Below are 19,903 nucleotides of genomic sequence, written 5' to 3'. Positions count from 1 at the left end.
ACCCCGCCGCAGCGGGGTTTTGACCATTCGGTTAAAGTGATTTTTGTCGTGTGCGCTGTACCACCTCTTGCGTCTTCTCAACAACCCGGCTCAGCGTCGATGTCACCGCTTTATCAACGGCGGCCTCCAGCTTCATCATTGTCCGGGAGCCGAAACTTAACCCAGTGCCAAACTGCTTATCGAAACTATCCATGTCACTTTTGCTCATTGAAACCTTCCTGTCCTGAAGCGCGGTTTGCCGGAAGCCCGGAGTGGATCGCAGGTTGTCAAAAAGTTTGCCCTTATCATCCGTAATAATTCTCAGATTAACCGCCGTTTTGGTTAATGCGTTATGCAACGATTCCTGCGTGGCAAAGTTCTTTTTCCATGACTCCATCAGCGTGATTACATTGTCGAATTGCTTATCTTTGACGTTAAACATGTTATGGGTGTAACCCCATTCCATATGCCGCCATTTATCAGCATCAACAGTAATCAGCCGGTGATTAGCGAGCCGGACGTTCAGCATCGTTCCGTTTATTGACTCCACCACGCCCTGAGACTTGGACGGTACTGATTTCCCATCCCCACTAACAAGCTTGTCTGCCGGAACTGACCGGGTAAATCGCAACTTCTCTCCCTGCTGAACCTGCTTTTTCTCAACATGAAACACCTGAACGGAGTTGTTGCGACTGCCTGCTATCTCGCTGGCATTGATGCTCACGCGTGTTCCATCGGCCACCGAACGGAGTCGCAGGACATTTCCCGCTTTATCGATCGCCTCAACAGAGTAATAACCGCCTTTATCAATGCCGGGCCTCTGGCTTTCAAACATCAAGACCTGACCGGTTTTGTAGTTCACCACTGATTTCTTTTCAAACGGGTCAAGGTTTGCGTTGCGATAAAAATCGGTGTTTATCGCTGCACCGGAAAGTGACCCTTCCTTCTGAAGACCTTTGCGGATCTCAACATCAACTTTGTTACGGGAAAAGTAGTCGGGGATGATGACGGCGGTTTTCTCTCGATCCTGAGACGAAAGATTGAGCCAGGTATCAGCCAGTACATTGAGGCGCACCTTGCGGTCATTGCTGGCATTGTGCGGGTCGCTGACTTCACTGACCATCGGGCTAATATGGTTCAGGGCTTCGTCAATTTTACCCTGTACCATCTTTTCTGATGCGTGATTAATCAATGGGTTCAGAGATCGGTTAGCAAGGTCGAAATCAACATTGGTTATCCCCTGGTCAGTCAACAATGAGGGCATGTTACCCCATGCCAGCGCGTTCTCCTGGCGATCTGCAACCATAATCACCCTGGCCCCGGCGTATCGTGCCGCTTGTTGCAGGCGAATAACGTTCTCAGCCCCCATCTGCGACACGTTTTCGACAACCCAGAGTTCCTTACCGGCTTTCAGGGTCTGACGCTCAGCAATCCGCTGCTCCATCGTATCGAGGTGCTGGTAGATATTCCCCGAAAACTTAATGTGCTCACGAAGCTGCCTGACACCTTCAGCCGTGGTAGAAAATCCCTTTACCCGGTATCCCCGTTCTTTAGCAATGTCCTTCCCAAGCTCCCGCATCACGTCGCGATGGCCGCTTAAATCGCTGCCGGTGATCAGCACCGCCTCATCACGGCTGGTCATCACCGTGTTTAGCGCCGATTTTGCCGCTGCCGAAAGCGGCTCGGCAAGTCCTCCCCGGACTTTTTCATCACGCGCGGCCATATAGCGCTCGATGAGCGACTTACCGGCAATAGCCGGATAACGGTCTTTCCCCTGTAACATATGGCGCACTATCTGGGTTTCATGCCGGATGTTCTGAGGGAGAGTATAAAAATTCTCGCGATGAGGCTTATCATGGTTAACATATGACAAGCCGATCTCCCCGCGCTGCCGCAGGTTATATACTGCCGTCTCAACATCGCGGATATCGTATGTACCCAGGGTATTTTTGAGGGTTTCCGTCACCAGGGCGGTATGACTGAAAACACCATGCTTAAGCGCCAGTTTCTCCGTCGCCTGAGTGATATCGGCATAAAGCTGGCGTGTATCCGTGTGTCCCGCATTCAGTTGTGCCGCAGCACGTTTAAGATCGCCCCCGGAAAACCCTTCCAGCGAGGTAGTTTTATTCGCATCGTGCTCGGCCAGAGCGCCGATAACCTTGCGCACATCGTCCACATACAGCCTTGCACCTTGTCTTGCACGGCTCAGCGCAACATAAAAGCTGCGCTCGTTAACCAGATTTCTGCGCCATGATTCAACTTGCGCCATGATGTTGTTTACGGTCTTACCCTGTGCTTTATAGGCCGTCAGCGCATAGTTATGAGAGAGGTTGTGAAGTGCAGTAGAATCAAGGGTAATGCTTTTGCCGCTGCCGTTCTCAAGGGTAAAGGTCTTCGCGGCGGCATCAATTTTCGTCAGCGTAAACTCGTCACCATTTTTAACACCGAGATCTTTTCTGGATTTGGTGAAAACGAGTTTTTCATTCTGTGAAAATGACAGGCTCTGCGGCTTAAACACGTCCACCGCAAATTTTGCATTACCGCTGATGGTCGAGGGGTCAAATGACATTTCAACACCGTCACGCGTCATCAACACTTTACCTGTGTCACGGTCGCGCTCAGTCACATGCCAGAACTCACCCTTTTTGAATCCATCGTGGTCTTGCTGGAATTCGACAACATGATACTTTGAGTAATATCGGTAATCACCACGTTCGGCTTCATTCAGGTTTGCACTGGAGAGGCCACGAACCATGACTTCATTGGCCGGTAACTCTCCACGTTGTACACGGTTATCATGTACTTCCTTGTTGAACGTATCACGACCAATATTGTCCGGGATTATGACCAGCGTATTGTCGCGGTCGTGCTCAGAAAGAGCCAGGTAGTCATTGAGGATACTGTGTTTTTCCATATCAAAAACCGATCCCTTCAGACGCTGAAAAGCTCCCGAAAAATTGCGGTCAATGGAGTCATACACGGCCTGACGCAGATTTTCATTCTCCTGGCGAATAATTGTCGTGACCTTCGACGTTGGCATTTTAAAGTCCTGAAGAACGGCAAATGGCCTCCCCCAGTCAACTGCCTCCATTTGCCTGTCATCGCCCAGGAGTAACAATTTTGCGCCGCTTCGCTCAGCTTCTTTAACAAGCGCATGCATATTGCTGGCCCCGACCAGGCTGGCCTCATCGACCAGCCAGACCTCACGACTGCTGACCGTTCCCTTCATCCGTCGGAACAGGAATGAATCGACTGTGCTGGTCGTCAGACCGGTTTCTTTCGCCAGGGTGTCTGTGGCCGAGCCAGTAGGGGCAAGGCCGAGGAAGGTGAAGCCCTTTGACTCGCCATACCCAATCAGGCACTGAAGCAGTGTTGTTTTTCCCGTACCAGCGTAACCCTGTATTGCAGACACTAAATCCTGGCTACTTGCCGCATCGATTATGGCCTGCCGCTGGTCTGACGAAAACGTAAAAGGCGCGCCAAACTGCTGCGTTTTAACACCTTCAAACTGGGTTATCCAGGCGGCTACATCGTCTCTCACTCCTACGGCTGGTCGAGTCTGTTGACCATCGAGCATGGCGAACACCATCGCGCGTTCTTTTTCAAAAGCAGCCGGAGTGGTAAAGGCCGGGCCTGGATCTTTACTTCTTGAAGCGCGGGGGAGAAGTTCACCACTGTTGGTCATCGCCCGAATAACCTGACCGATATCATCGGGTGACGCATGGCCGAGCGTTAAACGCATCGATTCTTTCAGAACTGCGCTGGCTAAGAAAACAGCCTCATCAGCCGCCTTTACCCGATAGGCAAGCCGCACATCCCTCACCAGATTTTGCACCTCCTGATCGCTAAACTCGTAATGACTCAAATATTCACGCACCAGTTTATCGGTAGCTCTGGCAAGTGGGTCGGCAGGCTGTTCGTCAAAATGCACAGGCAAATGCTCGTTTTGAGCCTTGCTTTGATGTGTTACTGACGACTCAATATTGCTGTCATGATATAAATTTACATCATCCGGGGCCGAAGAAAGATTATCATCTGCCGTCAGCTCATCCCCGGTCGCGGTTCGCTGCGTAGCCGTAAATGATTTACCAGAATCCCCTGTATGCGGCTGTGTCACGTTTTTAGCCTCGCCCGTAGTGTCAGGCTGACTTCTTTCAATTTGTGGCCTCTGTCGCTCGCGAGCGCGTTCAATAACTGAGTCAAGATCAACGCCATGTTCCGCGACGGTCGCATCCCAGATTTCTTTCAGTTCTTCCAGGGGAATGTCCGTTTTGGAGTCACGACTGTACAGAGCCGCTTTCTCCATCGATTTTGCATCGAACAGACCAAACTGATTTGCGCTCTCCAGTACCTGCGCCCTACGCTTTGAAAATGCCCCCATTAATGATTCAGGAACACCTTTTATATCCCAGAAACCATTTTTGTTATCGACGTCTTTCTCATCGCGCAATTCAATATCATAACCAAGACCAACTACCTTCTTGGCGAATATTGAGCGATAGGCCATTCCGATGGCTAACTGCGCCTCAAACATTTTCTTGGTTTCAAGGCTACGCCACTGCCCGGATGAATCCATAACTGCATTCATCACCACATTATGTGAATGAAGCTGGGGATCGTGTTTTCGTGATTCGGTATGAATATAACTGGCGTACACTAAATTATCGACTTTTTCGTATTCAGTTTTACCCTCATTTGAAATACGCGTCATCGCATATTCCCTCTCAACGAATGCCATCGCTTCTTTACAAGATTGAATATGTGCAGCAACAAGACGTTTATCACCACCAACCAGAGCAAGTACAGAAACACTTTTCGGAGCCGATAGAGTAAAATCCCATCCTGGAACATGCTCTATTACGCCCCCACTCCCAATCTTGCCTAAATGCGTTTCAGGATTTATTCGCCCTTCAAGTAACTTAACAAAATCCTCAGAATTCACAGGGCCGCTCAAACCTAAATGTTCTGCCCCTTTTCCTCCCCACGATGAACCTATATCACCAGAGTCTTTGTCATAATATTTATCAGGCGAACTATAATAAGCCGCTGCCTTTTTCGTGCTTTCCACTTTCGCAAGACTGAGCATTAAAATCCTCCACCGATATCAGGCTGATTAATGGATTTTTCGATATTTTTGGTCGTCGTATCGTTTCTGGCCGCGCCGTTCTGTTCATGGCGCTGATTAAAGTCTTCAATCAACTGATGAAAATGAGGGTCTTCGGCATACATCTGATTGAAATCTGATTCGTCATCTTCTTCAGTGTCACTTTCTGCTTTTACACTTTTCGCCTGCATTGCCTGAGCAATCGGATTGAGGGTATTTGATTTTTCCACGTTATCTGGACTATCGGGAGGCATGGTCGCTGCGGCAGGCTCTGATGCTGGTACATCATTAATGACAGATGCAGGTGAATCAGCATGATCCCCGGATTGTGGATTTGCCCCCTTGTCACCGGTAAACGTACTGATAACATCGTCCAGAATTTGTGTTTTGGATTTTCCACTGTCTTCATCAGGAGGCGCTTTCCCCTGTGGCTTCTGAGGCTTCAGTTCGGCACTGTCCATTTCTTTGTAGATGGTGTCTAAAACATCTTCCGGCTTTATCTCGTTCTCCTGTGAATACAGCGCCATAAAGTTCTCGTCCCGCAGCGCTTTTGACTCAATAATGCCAGGATGCAGCAGCTTCATCTTATCGAATGGCATTTTGATTTTTGCTACAGGCAACCCACGCCCAAGACGCAGGTAGCAGGTGTTATCGGGCAACGACATGATTTCACTTTTCAGAACAAGATTTTGCTCCTTGCTGGCCCGATTAATCGTGGTCGCATCACGGACTTCGTTTGCGCCGTAGCTAGTGTTTTCATTGGGCTTTTCGACTTCCTGATCGCCCAACTGATCGGCCAGCCAGCTAGCGCCTTTAACCCCATTGATGCGGAAAGCAGCAAGTGAGCCAATGGAGTCCATCAGAATCTGTGCTTTCTTATCCCCGTATGTTGATTCAGCCTGTGCATTGGACTGAAAACCCAAAAACGGGAAGCCGCCAAACTTACGGCAGGTTGAAATATAATCGCATAGAGAAGGTATCTCTTGCAGGGTTCCCGCCTCATCAATGCCGGTGACGATCAGACGGTCTTCGGAGGGTTCAAGGGTCAGAATTGCTGAAATGGCCGACTCAAGCATCATTGTCATCATCGGCTTGAGTGTTTCTTTCATATCATCACGCACAGTAATAAAAACCCAGGCGTCAGAATCCTCATCATGCGCCCATTCTCGAAATGAAAAGCGGGGGCCGGTCGGTAGCGCCAGATGTTTAAAATTACGGGTGTAAGCAGTGATAACAGCACGTACAGAACCCGCTAACTTATCCAGTTCCAGATTCATAACGTTACGGGCATCGGTGGTGGCGACTACCTTAGCGATTTTATCGTTGGACATCCTAAGAATGATATTCATCAGATGTTCAACTTTCGGCTGTTTAAACCGGCGTCCAAGCTGTTCCAGCAGTGCAGAAAATAGCAGACGTGGTGCTTCTGTCCAGAAGGGGTCGCCTCCAGAGTTGTGATCGGGAATAGCCGCCTTTGCCAGGCGGTCATACATCGCGGGATTTTTACCTTCGGCCCAGAAATCCCATGTATGAGATCGGGTATCAAAAACGTTAAGAATGACGTCTTTACCAGGGCGATAAAAGCGCTTAGTAAACTCACCGGAAATGTCATACAACACGGCCTTTTGACGCAGGTCACGCGCCTGACGAAGAACATCCCTTGCCGTAGTAGACTTGCCTGTACCAGGTGAACCTATCATCGCAATGCCGGAGTTCTCCTGAAAGCGGATCAGGGGAACACCTGCTATCGAAATTCGCGAAGGACGGCCATCTTCCTTAACCCTGTCTTTAGCTGCGGCAATTAAATCGTTTATGCCAACAGCTTTTGCACCGCGAACATGCTCCTCCTTACTTTCGTCTTTGCCTTTCTTCAGAACAAAACGGAATAGATACCAGGCCGCAATTAAAGCAATCAATGCCGAAAACAACAGACTTCGAAGCAGGTTGCTGTAAAGTATTGACGCATGATCCTGCATCACCGCAGATGAGACTATTTGCTTATCGGTGACGTTTACCAGACGGCCATCAGGCAGGCGCAATGACGTTTTGCCGTTGACCATGCCAAGATGATTAACGAACATCGAGGAATAGTAGTATTTAAGGCCCATGTACCAGTCGGTGCTGTCGGTGAATCGGTATGTCATTAGCCCGGTAGATAAAGCGAAAACAATGAACACTATTTTGAAGTAACGCATTAAGGTCTGATGCAACATTCGGATGAAGTGCATCAAGACCTGACCGCCACGGTTTAGCTCCGAAACAGTGCTGTTATCCTGCTTCTTGTCGCTCATGTTTAATCCTCAATTCCGAATTGGCTTTCCAGAATTTTTTCAACTCTTTCGTTAGCCTTTTGAAAGATATGTTCGTTAGCTAAGGCGGTTGCGCTTTCAAATGTCATGGAGGGATTCGAGGCCATGATATCGAAGATGCTTTTAAACATAATCATGTAAGTGGGGAGTAGAATGTGTTTGAGTTTCGCAACGTTGCGGAACACGCCATCTTCTTCAGAAAGAAGCTGATACATGACCATCTTCTTCGCCATTTCGTTTGGGCTGATTTGTAATTTCGCGGCTTCCGTTTTCAGTAGTTCCTCATAATTCAGTGGCATTCGAAACTGGACATTCAGCCGATTTTTGGTTTTTGACATGGAAAATCTTCCCCTTGCACATTTCATGATATGAATTTGTATCATAGCAAATCTCATGCCTCCCTGCGCAAATCAATCCTTTTGAGCATCAACAACATAGTAAAGCAGGCGACATCTCGAATAATGCAGGGGGGGGCATGACATGCCTATGGCCTGTCATTACTGGTTTTCCGGCCTTTAGGTTTGCAATGTGCATGACATTTGCACATTGGGGGTCATGCCCCCCTAAAGCCAGGCGCAGCAAGGCTTTGGGCTTAGCATTGTATAATGCGTGGGGTGTGACGCGATTTTTTGTACCTGCTCAGCCACCAAACCCCTATACCTTGTCGCTTTTGATCTCCGCTCTTTGATTTCGACCACCTTCCTACACTGTTGATCACCTTCAGGGTCGAGCGCTATGACCTGGAATGAGCAACCACCTCATCGATGGCCGCTGAGCACCCCTGAACGCCGGGCGTATCTGCGCAGCAGTGCGCCCCCTGCCTTCGGCAACCTGCCGGGTCAGCATCCGGGCAACGCGACAGCGCTGCGCCGGGCGGCGGCAACGGCTCAGCTTCATGCCGCTGGCGCGGCGACGGTCTGCACCCTGAACGCCGGGCGTATCTGCGCAGCAGTGCGCCCCCTGCCTGCGGCAACCTGCCGGGTCAGCATCCGGGCAACGCGCCAGCGCTGCGCCGGGCGACGGCAACGGCTCAGCTTCATGCCGCTGGCGCGGCGACGGTCTGCACCCTGAACGCCGGGCGTATCTGCGCAGCAGTGCGCCCCCTGCCTGCGGCAACCTGCCGGGTCAGCATCCGGGCAACGCGCCAGCGCTGCGCCGGGCGACGGCAACGGCTCAGCTTCATGCCGCTGGCGCGGCGACGGTCTGCACCCTGAACGCCGGGCGTATCTGCGCAGCAGTGCGCCCCCTGCCTGCGGCAACCTGCCGGGTCAGCATCCGGGCAACGCGCCAGCGCTGCGCCGGGCGACGGCAACGGCTCAGCTTCATGCCGCTGGCGCGGCGACGGTCTGCACCCTGAACGCCGGGCGTATCTGCGCAGCAGTGCGCCCCCTGCCTGCGGCAACCTGCCGGGTCAGCATCCGGGCAACGCGCCAGCGCTGCGCCGGGCGACGGCAACGGCTCAGCTTCATGCCGCTGGCGCGGAGACGGTCTGCACCCTGAACGCCGGGCGTATCTGCGCAGCAGTGCGCCCTCTGCCTGTGGCAACCTGCCGGGGCTACATCCGGGCAACGGCAACGGCTCAGCATCATGCCGCTGGCGCGGCGACGATCTGCACCCTGAGCGCCGGGCGTATCTGCGCAGCAGTGCGCCCCCTGCCTGCGGCAACCTGCCGGGCAACTCGTGTCGATGAAAGATGACACGTTAATGGTCTGTCAAAGGTGAACGGGGATGATTGTTCTGGCGGTGTAACGTGGGAAATCTTGCGAGGGGTTCACATAACGCCTATGATACAAATTAATATCACATAAGAGGCGCGATAATGGCAGTCATACAACCCAAAGACTCACTCAACAAAAAGAAATTTCAGTTTCAGGTTCCGGCTCCGATCCTGAATGAATACAAGGAAAAAAAGGAATTACTGGAGAGCTACAATCAAAGGGTAGATATCAGTGACGACTTAGTTAAGGCGCTGAAAGATGCTATTAAGCAAATGGATAAACATCTGGCAGAATTAACCTCCCAGTCAGGCACAACTGACACGCTAGGACAGAACAAGTCAGTAGCATAAAAAAAGCAGGCATATTGCCTGCTTTCAATTTAATCTAAAGATAGCTCTTTTAGATTTTTTTCCAGCGCTTCATTAAAGCCATCGGAAAATTCAAAATCACGCCACCAAACACCCCCTCCCCATCGAATTGCAATCTGATCACCGTAGGGGCATTTACCATCAACACAAACGTAATAACCATTTTTGAGATTAGGGTAACGGTCAATAATTTCTTTTGTCTCAACTTTCACTGAGAACCCTCTTTGTAAAGCCCGGAGTTATCCGGGCGGATTATTTAAATATCCCCGTAAAATCCTGACTGGCGATCCAAACGAGCTTTTTTATATTCCCATTCATCCTGTGCAGCTTGTGCAACCCAGCCTATATCGTCATACATACGTGCAATTGCTCGCTCTGAAGCGGCTTCTGCCTGAGCATCTTCTGCCAGACCTTTCTCTACCTCATCACTGTATTCATGCAGCCACTGAGAAAAAGATTTGTATGCGGCATTAAGCAGCACTTTTGATTTTGACGTAAAAAATACTGGGGTCGCGGCATATTTACCGACGATTAATAATGACTCACCGTCCAGACCGAACACAATTTCATAACCTAAAAACGGGACTGCATTGTGCTTATTAACAACCTCATCGATAAAATCAAACTGTGAGAGCATAGCCATTTATATTAATCCTCCCGGATTACGGCGGGTGTCCGTTTAAATGATGATTCTTTAGATTCTGAGCCGGAATTTGAATTTTTGTGTTTGTGCAAAATCCTCCTTTTGGTGTGATTGTGATGATTCTTTGAGTTCGTCGCCGTATGGCATACCTGGCATAACGGATAAGACTCAAAGCAAGTATCAGGGCAAAGCCGCAGCCCTGAGCTTGCGAAGGGAACGGGTGCAGCCCTGAAGCAAGGCGGTACTTGCTTTTAGTCTCGTTATGCCATCGTGTAAGCCAGGCGAGGAACGTCACAAAGAATCCTCACTGCAAAGGGTAATGAGCACAAACAACATACCTCCCCGGAGATTGCCCACGGCAATCGGTGAAAGCGCGGGGGCCGTCAGGCCACCTGAAGCGATGCCTTTGACTCTGGGTGACGGATGGACGCCCGAACGGGGCGAGACGCGCAGCGGCTCGATGCGAAGCACGACAGCCGGGTTTTCCGGCTACACCGGAAAACACCCCTGGCACAAAAGGCTAGATTTGATTATCGAGAAAACCTGGAATAGAGGTAGTGGAAGTGGCTTTCATGGCCTGAGCAAGAAGTGCATCCCAGTCTTCGGGTGGATTTCCTGCCTTTAGCATCCCCGAAAACACCTTGTAGGCGTCCGTTTTAGAACCGTAAGCGCGAAGCGTATCGAAATCGTTAACCCAACCGATAATGATAGTTTTGTGCTCATCACTGCAACGATAGAACAAGCGGAACTGAGAAAGAAACTTGGCGCGGAACCAGTGTTTATATTCATCGCCTAACGTATCCCCCTGACGGTATTGCGGATTGAATGGGTCGGTTGCTATCCGTTCCTCGATCATCCGCTCAATCGCTTTCAGGAGCTTGGTTTCTTTTTTACCCTTGTATTCATTTGGCTTTGACGCTTTTAATGCCACTACTTTCTCAGTCAATTCTGCAATCTGCTTCAGAAAGCATGAATGAAAGAAAATTTTCCACCCGTTTAATTCTACGTATTCCATGTGTCACCGCCCGTGTTAGTTGTTAATCATCGGTAAGCGGCGCGTCTAAATCGACCTCAACTCCAGCAGCTAATGCTTTGATGCTTTCCCAAAACATCACCGGTACGGGGTGAATGTTCTTCGGATTTTTCTTCATGTCACTTTCGAGAAAAGTCAGAAACTGCGATACAACCGGGTCATCCTGTTCTTCTTCCTGTCGGGACATAATGACTTTACCGCCAGCCAGTAAGGTGTACTTAATGTACTCCCCAGGCTTGAGGTGCAAGGCATCGCGTATTGCTGCCGGGATCGTTGTCTGGCTGCGTTCGGTGAGTCGAGACTCCGCACGCAGTGACACGTCCGCACTATTTAAATATTGAGTAGCCATTGATTGAACCCTCGTCATTCCCTTCTCCTTCATCACAAGGGGCGGAGCCTAACCCGCCAGGAATAGTTCATTACTTTTACTCAGACTCCCGTACTACAGAGCTATCGGTTGGCAAAACCGCTGAGTCCTACAAGTTAAGTCGCATTAGTTGCGGTTGCTCGGATGAGCATGGCTATTATAATGCAAGTGCATTGCACAATGCAAGTGCATTACTTCCTGTGCTTTTGTATCCCTGCGAGATATTGCATAAAGCAATTCATGCAGTACATCAGGTATGACGCAGAGGGTTAATGCGAGGCGGGGTTGCATGAGGCCGTCTGTCCGAAGGATGATTTTGCGCATGCGCAAAATCACGCAAAGCGCAGGCCGTACCCGTCAGGGGCATGCCATACAGCAGACCGGGTGAAGCCCGGTCTTCATCGCCCTGCCCTAACGAAAAAAAAAGGGCCATGCGGCCCTTTTAGTTTAAAGGGATCTGCCCTGTAGATGGTTTAGCCACCATAGCAATTGTGAAAAATCGTACCCGTTCATTGCTGGAACTGTGACGCTTTTACCGCTTGCCATTCTCTCGGCCAATTGGCTAATATGATGTTGTGACATAATTTTCTTACCCGTTAATTGTGTTGCTTTCCGGGCTGTTAGCGCAGCCCGGCCCCTTTCAAGGCTTACGCCTTAATCTCTGCGATAATTTTTCTTACTTCAGTTTCTAAACCGTACATAAAAAATTCGCGTGACTGCCGGGATAATGCGCCGCTGTTGTACATTTCTGCGTTGCAGGTTTCGGGGACTAATTCGACACCAAACTGTTTACGGGCTTCCACAATGCCCTTATCTACTAATACGTCGCTGTATTCACGGCGGGTCGTGACATACTTAACACCACCAAACACAACATTAAACGGGCTGGTATTGTATTCATAAATATCCTCCATCCCGTTAAAATGCCCGTCTTCATACTTATCAGAAACTGCTTCTACTTCTGTTTTGGTCGGGCCATCTGTCCAGGAAATTTGCACACAGTCATAACTGAGTTTTTTGACGGAGAACTTAACGCCGGGGAATGCCTTTTTTAATTCGGCGCGGATGTTGCTGCTGACCGTGGCCGCTTCGCATTTGCCTTTGTTATCTTCGCGCTTTTTGAGGTGCTTATATTCCGGCGCTTCCTCGAGGCGACTTTTTTCAATCGCAAAGGCGGCATCTGAACGGGCTTTATCTTCAGCGTCCTGTCGTTCCTTGTCATCGGCGGCCTTTTTAAGGTTTTCCAGCATGGTTTCAGACACTACCTCGGTATGAACGATCCACGGCATACCGCCCCGGATAATACATTCAGGAACGAACTTCGGACGTGCGCCGGAGAAGTACACCAGGTCAAAGGCGGCATTTCCGGCCCTGACGATTGCGCCATCCCCGACCAGTTCAATTACAGTATCTTTATTACTACGATCATGAACACGGGTGATGACTGCACGGCCATATCGACCGGTTTCCAGAATCTGACCAACAACCAGAGCGCCTTTGTGCATTGTACTCATTTTGTGAACCTCTCCCGGATTACGGCGGGTGTCCGTGTGGGCTGTAACGCCCTGTTTCTGATACTAATTATAGCTAAGTTGCCCGGATTCATCCAGTTTTATTTACATATTGTGAATTTATTTTTGCCACGTTCCCGCGCCGCTGCCGAACCGTCCAGGAAAAAATCGGGGGTTCCCTTCAGGGTTCCGATTTTTATCCTTGACGGCTCTCCCGGTAATACCCTGCCGGATGGGGGAGGGTTCCCGCAGGGAGCCATCCCCCATGTAAGACCGCCGTTGACCTTCACACACGCCGCCAGACAATCACCGGTACTGATGGCCGCAATCCAGCCCTGAAGTTCGCCCACGGCGAACGGTGAAAGCGCGGGGGCCGTCAGGCCACCTGAAGCGATGCCTTTGACTCTGGGTGACGGATGGACGCCCGAACGGGGCGAGACGCGCAGCGGCTCGATGCGAAGCACGACAGCCGGGTTTTCCGGCAACGCTGGAAAACACCCCTGAGATAAATAAAAACCGTTACGCGTAACGATAAGGAAGATGAACGGCAGCAGGAAGATGATGGCAAGGCCGATAATGAGCGGCACTGCCACGGCCTAAGCAAAGCGGCAGACTGACTCACAGGAGGGTAAAACTCCGGTTGCCGCAGGCAACCGGCATGTAGTGTTGCCGTTCGCATGAGGCCGTCCTTCCGAAGGATGATTTTGCGCATGCGCAAAATCACGCAAAGCGCAGGCCGTACCCGTCAGGGGCATGCCATACAGCAGACCGGGTGAAGCCCGGTCTTCATCAGCCGGGCAGTAAAAAGGCCCGCATAGCAGGCCATTAATTATCGTGAACAAAACAGAGCTTCATAAAAACCCTGAAGCCAGTCTTTTGATTCCTGGGTGAATGGGTAGGGTTCGCCGTAGTGTTCCGCAGCTTCCCGCGCAAATGAAACACTCATTGCAGCCCGGTTAAATGCACGTTTAATCATGTTTTCCCCCTTCACTTAGCATACGGCTGGGCGGGTAAAATACGCGTGTGTGCTGTCGTTTTTATCCTGCTCAAAGGTGGCTTTCAGCACAAACGAATGACCGGCTTTCGCGTCCTGGTCGGCCAGGGCTTTTGGCATCGTTCCGTATGCAGTGGCCCCATTATCGAGGGTGATAATCATCTTAGGAACAAGGCGAATGCTATGACCAAAACCGGACTCGACCATCTTCACCCCTTTGATCGTGGCTTTCACGGTGACTTTTCCGGTTGGTGCTGCACCTTTAAAGTGCTTTTCGTGCTCGCGCTGTTCAGCCTGCATTGCCTCGACTGTACTGGTTATAGCGTCGATTAGTGGCTTATGCCCCGTGACGGTGAAATAGCAAAATTCCTCGTTACTCTCTAGCCAGCGGCGTCCGGTTTTTACACGCAAACTGAAGGACTCCATCAGTTTGATGGTTTCCTGGTAGTCTGCCGTTTTACCTTTAAAGCGGGTATTCGGGTCAAAATTTTTGGCCGGATAGCTTGCCGGTGAATACCAGTCATCATATTCAGGCATTACGATAAACTGGCCTTTCCCATACAGTTCACCGGTTTCAAAGTGTTCGTAACCATCGCAGGGGGCATGGAGGCGACCGTTACGATCTTCATTAGGCTCAATTCCATTATTCAGGTCTGAAAAAGCTTTCAGAATCCGCGCCTGCTGCTTTTTACGGATTTCAATCAGTTCAGCAATTTTCGTGTTAAGAGCATCAGTAAGGCGGGAAATCAGGTTCATGAGCGCTTTCCATCCCGAATGACGGCGGGTGTCCGTTTAGGCGCAATGCCTTGTTTAATAGTATTATTATAGTTTATTGAGTAATTTTATCCATCTAAAATTCACAATATGTAAATAATAATTATGCAGGAAAGCGCCGCCTGATACAGGCGGCATCCGGGGTTATACGCGGGACGGCAGCACCGTACCATATTGACGGCTGATAATGTCATTCAGCTTATCAACCAGATCCATACGCTTGAAAATGATATGGCCGGTTCGGGCTTTGAAATATTTAACCGTGAAGTATTCATGTTCGTAATTTTCGCCATTCCACATATTTTCACGGGTAAAATCATAAAACTGTGCGCCTGCTGCGATTCGGTGATCGGGAACATTACGGCCATCGAGAATACTCATCATTTTTTCCAGGTCATTAAGCTTATTCCGGCCCTCATCCGTCACGTAGTAACAGTTTTTGCTGTATGCGGAACCGACCATATAGTTCACAATGATTTTTTTGCCGATTTTGCACGGGCAATTAGTTTTATAATCCCAGGATAATTTTTTGAATACATCCGTCACGCCTTGCTCAAAAATCTGCCCTTTGTCCTGGTGCAATGCACGGAATGAAGCATGAATGTTATCAAGTGTTGCTTCTGGCATGCTTGGCGTATCAAGCTGCTTTTCCCAGTCGCTGATCTGCTGATGGCTCATCAGGGTTTTCATGCCGGTTTCATTCATCAGGCGTGTCCAGATCCCCGAATCAAGGTTACGCTTCATGCGCTTAATTGCGGGTTCATCGCTTGAAGCCCCCAGGCCGTTACGCACAATTTCGTGAAAACCATACATTTTCTCGTCTGTTACTTCTTTCATTAATTTCTGCGCTTCGCGAATCTTTGCCAGACCATCCGCAAAGGTGGTCATTGCATACGCAGCACGAGCAAGGATATTTTCGATTGAAATGGAAGGAACAACTTCACTGGATGAGGCAAATTCACAGATCACTTCTGGATTAATGGCGGTAGTCATAATGTCACTCCATCCCGGATTACGGCGGGTGTCCGTCTGGGCATAACGCCCTGTTTCTGATACTAATTATAGCTAAATTGCCCGGATTCATCCAGTTTTATTTACATATTGTGAATTTATTTTTGCCACGTTCCCGCGCCGCTGCCGAACCGTCCAGGAAAAAATCGGGGGTTCCCTTCAGGGTTCCGATTTTTATCCTTGACGGCTCTCCCGGTAATACCCTGCCGGATGGGGGAGGGTTCCCGCAGGGAGCCATCCCCCATGTAAGACCGCCGTTGACCTTCACACACGCCGCCAGACAATCACCGGTACTGATGGCCGCAATCCAGCCCTGAAGTTCGCCCACGGCGAACGGTGAAAGCGCGGGGGCCGTCAGGCCACCTGAAGCGATGCCTTTGACTCTGGGTGACGGATGGACGCCCGAACGGGGCGAGACGCGCAGCGGCTCGATGCGAAGCACGACAGCCGGGTTTTCCGGCTACACCGGAAAACACCCCTGGCACAAAAGGCTAGATTTGATTATCGAGAAAACCTGGAATAGAGGTAGTGGAAGTGGCTTTCATGGCCTGAGCAAGAAGTGCATCCCAGTCTTCGGGTGGATTTCCTGCCTTTAGCATCCCCGAAAACACCTTGTAGGCGTCCGTTTTAGAACCGTAAGCGCGAAGCGTATCGAAATCGTTAACCCAACCGATAATGATAGTTTTGTGCTCATCACTGCAACGATAGAACAAGCGGAACTGAGAAAGAAACTTGGCGCGGAACCAGTGTTTATATTCATCGCCTAACGTATCCCCCTGACGGTATTGCGGATTGAATGGGTCGGTTGCTATCCGTTCCTCGATCATCCGCTCAATCGCTTTCAGGAGCTTGGTTTCTTTTTTACCCTTGTATTCATTTGGCTTTGACGCTTTTAATGCCACTACTTTCTCAGTCAATTCTGCAATCTGCTTCAGAAAGCATGAATGAAAGAAAATTTTCCACCCGTTTAATTCTACGTATTCCATGTGTCACCGCCCGTGTTAGTTGTTAATCATCGGTAAGCGGCGCGTCTAAATCGACCTCAACTCCAGCAGCTAATGCTTTGATGCTTTCCCAAAACATCACCGGTACGGGGTGAATGTTCTTCGGATTTTTCTTCATGTCACTTTCGAGAAAAGTCAGAAACTGCGATACAACCGGGTCATCCTGTTCTTCTTCCTGTCGGGACATAATGACTTTACCGCCAGCCAGTAAGGTGTACTTAATGTACTCCCCAGGCTTGAGGTGCAAGGCATCGCGTATTGCTGCCGGGATCGTTGTCTGGCTGCGTTCGGTGAGTCGAGACTCCGCACGCAGTGACACGTCCGCACTATTTAAATATTGAGTAGCCATTGATTGAACCCTCGTCATTCCCTTCTCCTTCATCACAAGGGGCGGAGCCTAACCCGCCAGGAATAGTTCATTACTTTTACTCAGACTCCCGTACTACAGAGCTATCGGTTGGCAAAACCGCTGAGTCCTACAAGTTAAGTCGCATTAGTTGCGGTTGCTCGGATGAGCATGGCTATTATAATGCAAGTGCATTGCACAATGCAAGTGCATTACTTCCTGTGCTTTTGTATCCCTGCGAGATATTGCATAAAGCAATTCATGCAGTACATCAGGTATGACGCAGAGGGTTAATGCGAGGCGGGGTTGCATGAGGCCGTCTGTCCGAAGGATGATTTTGCGCATGCGCAAAATCACGCAAAGCGCAGGCCGTACCCGTCAGGGGCATGCCATACAGCAGACCGGGTGAAGCCCGGTCTTCATCGCCCTGAGCAAAGAAAAACCCCGCAGCGCGGGGTTGTCATCAAACTTCGGTTGAGCCTATCCAGTGTGTATTCAGGTACGCATCAGCGCCGTCATTCACGCCCTTCGGCTGTACTGCGGTGAGCGCCTCATGAGTCCATCCCTGCTCTGGCGCGTCCTGCATATGCAACTTCGTGCCATCGAGTGCGCGAATAATAAGAGGAAAGCGCTTCAGCGGGGTCAGGATATCGGCTTCACCTTCCTGAATATCTGTAACATAGGTCAGCATGTGTAGTTTTCCGGTTCGACGTTTTTCAGAGCGCAAATGTAGCCATAAGCGGATTGTTCATTTTCTCCATACTCATGACTTTCATTGTGCGCGAGGTCGTATAAAACAGAATCCGCTTCCTCATCCGTTAAGGTGTAGCCGTGGCGTTCTGCAATGTCGCGCACTTCACTACGCGTCCAGACGATAACTGAGATCACGGTGTCAGGGTAAACCTGTTGCAGGTATGCCAGAACTTCTTCAGGTGTGCCTACCATTAATGTTGCTCCATCCCGTATATCGGCGGGTGTCCGTGTGGGTGTCATACCCGGTTATGATGCTTTGTACTGCGTAGTGCCGGGCATCAGCCCGGCTGCGGAAATTTACTTCCTGACGGCGCTTTTCAGCACGGGGCGGTTATAGGTGACGGAATAGACGCTTTCCGTTTCGTTCTGGCGCATCGGCTCTACACGGGAGACGTTGTGGCACATATTGTTTGCCTGCATGATTTTTTCGACCTGCACAAACAGGCTGTCGTTTTCGTCGTAGGGAAAATTGAGCGTTCCTTTGTGACCGGACAGTTTAGGGATGCCGGAAAAATGAAGGGCTTTGACGCCATTTTTGGAAAAAACGGATACTGCTACACTGTTACGGGCTTCGACCATGACTGCTACTCCATCCCGGATTACGGCGGGTGTCCGTGTGGGCATAACGCCCTGTTTCTGATAATAATTATAAGCGAAGACATAAAAAAACGCCAGAATATATTCACAATATGTAAATATTAATTCTAGCGTTTTGTCTGCCTGTCAATCAGTCGGTGCTTTCAATCCAGGCTAACCGGCGACGTTCTGCGTCCTCCAGTTGCGCCATATCAATTCGCCCCAGTACATAGTCTGGAATGTCATCCTGCGCCAGGTTTCCCCGGTCATCCACGTCATAGGATTGTCTGTATTTTCGATCATAGACCGTGCGCCCCTCGGAGTGCCAGAATTCCTCTCCCTTTGTGGTGGTCAGCCTGTTTTCCTCGCGCTGGTTCCAGATCGCGGCCATAAAAAAGCCTGCGGTGATGGTCTGGCAATGAGGGCAGGCAAAATAGAAGTGGCGCTTCAGTTCATAACGCGTTGCGTATGAGCTTTTGCAGTTCTGGCATTCAGACAGCAACAGGCAACCTGACGGGTGCAATGACGCGGTATAACCTACGGCCTGCATTGCATAAATAAACGGGGTAATTGTTTCATCAACCACTTGCTTATCGGCAACAGTCAGCCGTTGCTGTGCCTGTTCAAGAACAGATTCGGGAAATACCAGGGGGTAAAATTTATTAAACATTATCAGCCTCGTTATGGTCAGGGAGGGCGATTAACCGCTCTCCGGTGTTGTACTGGTCAACAAGTGCCTGCATCGAGTCGCGGGTGTAGCCGTAAGCGCTGAGCGAATGGTCACTGGCGGTGATCGCCATCGTTCCGTTTTCAATCTGCACGAATGCCCTGATTGTGCCGAAAATGGCTTTTGTTCCTGGTGGAATCACATCAATTTTTCCCGGTTCAGTGAGGGCTGAATGCGATTTCACACTGGCTTTACCTGCGCGGTACTGGCCTTTTACCGTGTGCTTGCTGGCGGGTAAGAACTGACCGCCTTTATATTGCTGCCCGTTAACCCCGGCCTGACCGCCTTTTTTTGCTTTGCCTTTCATTGGATAACCCTGTTCGATTGTGAGCATTGCTGATTTGCCGTTAACCCAGCAGATGAAAAAGATTGTCCATAGGAGCCGCCGCAGCTACAGGCCAGCGTTCCTCATTAATGAACACGCTAAAATAATCAGGCGCATCGATGAAAATCGCCGTTTCTTCCTCGGTCTTAGCGACTGCCAGAAAAAAACGGTTATCGTTATCAATCATCTTTCCGTGCTGGCAAACGTAGTAATAGAGATCGTCGATTTGCTCATTGGTTAGCGGGGTTGCCGCTGGATCAGGTCTGGAAACAGACTGAGGGGAAATATTCATATTAAGAGCACTCCATCCCGGTTAACGGCGGGTGTCCGTGGGAAAATGGGGCGCAATGCCCCATCCAGC

The 19,903-nt window shown here is 50.1% G+C and carries 24 protein-coding genes; 1 reads left to right on the top strand and 23 read right to left on the bottom strand.

The features are described from left to right. Window positions 1-31: 31 nt before the first annotated feature. The 5 genes from mobF to AC1MKH_RS25175 form a co-directional block, all read right to left on the bottom strand. Window positions 32-5,065 (bottom strand): MobF family relaxase, encoded by a 5,034-nt coding sequence (gene mobF / locus AC1MKH_RS25195; protein ID WP_488452272.1) that lies wholly within the window; start codon window positions 5,063-5,065, stop codon window positions 32-34. After that, a complete protein-coding gene (locus AC1MKH_RS25190; protein ID WP_488452271.1) occupies window positions 5,065-7,374 on the bottom strand; it encodes a type IV secretion system DNA-binding domain-containing protein in 2,310 nt (769 codons plus the stop codon). Before AC1MKH_RS25190 ends, mobF begins: the two co-directional genes overlap by 1 nt. A 2-nt stretch (window positions 7,375-7,376) precedes the next feature. Continuing rightward, window positions 7,377-7,730, bottom strand: a complete 354-nt coding sequence (locus tag AC1MKH_RS25185) for a hypothetical protein (protein ID WP_488452270.1) — start codon at window positions 7,728-7,730, stop codon at window positions 7,377-7,379. A gap of 555 nt (window positions 7,731-8,285) precedes the next feature. Next, window positions 8,286-8,561, bottom strand: coding sequence for a hypothetical protein (locus AC1MKH_RS25180; RefSeq protein WP_488452269.1), 276 nt, complete (start codon window positions 8,559-8,561; stop codon window positions 8,286-8,288). 10 nt (window positions 8,562-8,571) lie between these two features. After that, window positions 8,572-8,937 carry a hypothetical protein gene (locus AC1MKH_RS25175; protein WP_488452268.1) on the bottom strand — a complete coding sequence of 122 codons (366 nt, stop codon included), beginning with the start codon at window positions 8,935-8,937 and terminating at the stop codon, window positions 8,572-8,574. Window positions 8,938-9,211: 274 nt separating this feature from the next. Between AC1MKH_RS25175 and AC1MKH_RS25170 the strand changes: the two genes are divergently transcribed. Then, window positions 9,212-9,460 (top strand): hypothetical protein, encoded by a 249-nt coding sequence (locus tag AC1MKH_RS25170; protein ID WP_488452267.1) that lies wholly within the window; start codon window positions 9,212-9,214, stop codon window positions 9,458-9,460. Between the two features lie 29 nt (window positions 9,461-9,489). On the opposite strand, the gene AC1MKH_RS25165 is transcribed toward AC1MKH_RS25170, so the two are convergent. The 18 genes from AC1MKH_RS25165 to AC1MKH_RS25080 all read right to left on the bottom strand — a co-directional run bounded on the left by AC1MKH_RS25165 (window position 9,490) and on the right by AC1MKH_RS25080 (window position 19,834). Further along, on the bottom strand, window positions 9,490-9,690 hold the full coding sequence (locus AC1MKH_RS25165; RefSeq protein WP_488452266.1) for a hypothetical protein: 201 nt from the start codon (window positions 9,688-9,690) through the stop codon (window positions 9,490-9,492). A 44-nt stretch (window positions 9,691-9,734) separates the two neighbouring features. Next, window positions 9,735-10,121 carry a hypothetical protein gene (locus AC1MKH_RS25160; RefSeq protein WP_488452265.1) on the bottom strand — a complete coding sequence of 129 codons (387 nt, stop codon included), beginning with the start codon at window positions 10,119-10,121 and terminating at the stop codon, window positions 9,735-9,737. Between the two features lie 520 nt (window positions 10,122-10,641). Then, window positions 10,642-11,136, bottom strand: a complete 495-nt coding sequence (locus AC1MKH_RS25155; protein ID WP_488452259.1) for a type II toxin-antitoxin system YhaV family toxin — start codon at window positions 11,134-11,136, stop codon at window positions 10,642-10,644. A 22-nt stretch (window positions 11,137-11,158) separates the two neighbouring features. Next, window positions 11,159-11,503, bottom strand: a complete 345-nt coding sequence (locus tag AC1MKH_RS25150; protein ID WP_488452258.1) for a type II toxin-antitoxin system PrlF family antitoxin — start codon at window positions 11,501-11,503, stop codon at window positions 11,159-11,161. A gap of 665 nt (window positions 11,504-12,168) precedes the next feature. Continuing rightward, window positions 12,169-13,035 (bottom strand): LPD29 domain-containing protein, encoded by an 867-nt coding sequence (locus tag AC1MKH_RS25145; RefSeq protein ID WP_488452264.1) that lies wholly within the window; start codon window positions 13,033-13,035, stop codon window positions 12,169-12,171. Window positions 13,036-13,133: 98 nt separating this feature from the next. Beyond that, complete coding sequence (locus tag AC1MKH_RS25140) at window positions 13,134-13,619, bottom strand: hypothetical protein (RefSeq protein WP_488452263.1); 486 nt, start codon at window positions 13,617-13,619, stop codon at window positions 13,134-13,136. 242 nt (window positions 13,620-13,861) lie between these two features. Then, window positions 13,862-14,008: a hypothetical protein gene (locus AC1MKH_RS25135; protein ID WP_488452262.1), complete on the bottom strand. Its 147-nt coding sequence runs from the start codon at window positions 14,006-14,008 to the stop codon at window positions 13,862-13,864. Window positions 14,009-14,023: 15 nt separating this feature from the next. After that, window positions 14,024-14,782, bottom strand: a complete 759-nt coding sequence (locus AC1MKH_RS25130) for a hypothetical protein (protein ID WP_488452261.1) — start codon at window positions 14,780-14,782, stop codon at window positions 14,024-14,026. A 162-nt stretch (window positions 14,783-14,944) separates the two neighbouring features. Continuing rightward, on the bottom strand, window positions 14,945-15,793 hold the full coding sequence (locus AC1MKH_RS25125; RefSeq protein WP_488452260.1) for a DUF4942 domain-containing protein: 849 nt from the start codon (window positions 15,791-15,793) through the stop codon (window positions 14,945-14,947). A 97-nt stretch (window positions 15,794-15,890) separates the two neighbouring features. Further along, on the bottom strand, window positions 15,891-16,253 hold the full coding sequence (locus AC1MKH_RS25120; protein WP_488452250.1) for a hypothetical protein: 363 nt from the start codon (window positions 16,251-16,253) through the stop codon (window positions 15,891-15,893). A gap of 49 nt (window positions 16,254-16,302) precedes the next feature. After that, window positions 16,303-16,797 (bottom strand): type II toxin-antitoxin system YhaV family toxin, encoded by a 495-nt coding sequence (locus tag AC1MKH_RS25115; protein WP_488452259.1) that lies wholly within the window; start codon window positions 16,795-16,797, stop codon window positions 16,303-16,305. Between the two features lie 22 nt (window positions 16,798-16,819). After that, window positions 16,820-17,164 (bottom strand): type II toxin-antitoxin system PrlF family antitoxin, encoded by a 345-nt coding sequence (locus AC1MKH_RS25110; protein WP_488452258.1) that lies wholly within the window; start codon window positions 17,162-17,164, stop codon window positions 16,820-16,822. Between the two features lie 460 nt (window positions 17,165-17,624). Then, window positions 17,625-17,852 (bottom strand): hypothetical protein, encoded by a 228-nt coding sequence (locus tag AC1MKH_RS25105; RefSeq protein WP_488452257.1) that lies wholly within the window; start codon window positions 17,850-17,852, stop codon window positions 17,625-17,627. Continuing rightward, window positions 17,846-18,106: a hypothetical protein gene (locus tag AC1MKH_RS25100; protein ID WP_488452256.1), complete on the bottom strand. Its 261-nt coding sequence runs from the start codon at window positions 18,104-18,106 to the stop codon at window positions 17,846-17,848. Before AC1MKH_RS25100 ends, AC1MKH_RS25105 begins: the two co-directional genes overlap by 7 nt. A 105-nt stretch (window positions 18,107-18,211) precedes the next feature. Further along, window positions 18,212-18,493 (bottom strand): hypothetical protein, encoded by a 282-nt coding sequence (locus tag AC1MKH_RS25095; RefSeq protein WP_488452255.1) that lies wholly within the window; start codon window positions 18,491-18,493, stop codon window positions 18,212-18,214. Window positions 18,494-18,641: 148 nt separating this feature from the next. Further along, window positions 18,642-19,160, bottom strand: a complete 519-nt coding sequence (locus AC1MKH_RS25090; protein ID WP_488452254.1) for a hypothetical protein — start codon at window positions 19,158-19,160, stop codon at window positions 18,642-18,644. Next, a complete protein-coding gene (locus tag AC1MKH_RS25085; RefSeq protein ID WP_488452253.1) occupies window positions 19,153-19,524 on the bottom strand; it encodes a hypothetical protein in 372 nt (123 codons plus the stop codon). Before AC1MKH_RS25085 ends, AC1MKH_RS25090 begins: the two co-directional genes overlap by 8 nt. 40 nt (window positions 19,525-19,564) lie before the next feature. Continuing rightward, window positions 19,565-19,834 carry a hypothetical protein gene (locus AC1MKH_RS25080; protein WP_488452252.1) on the bottom strand — a complete coding sequence of 90 codons (270 nt, stop codon included), beginning with the start codon at window positions 19,832-19,834 and terminating at the stop codon, window positions 19,565-19,567. Between the last annotated feature and the right edge of the window lie 69 nt (window positions 19,835-19,903).

This window comes from Pseudocitrobacter sp. CD920760, from assembly GCF_057782505.1.
Note: the sequence above shows the minus strand (reverse complement) of the source record. Positions and strands in the feature narration are given on the sequence as shown.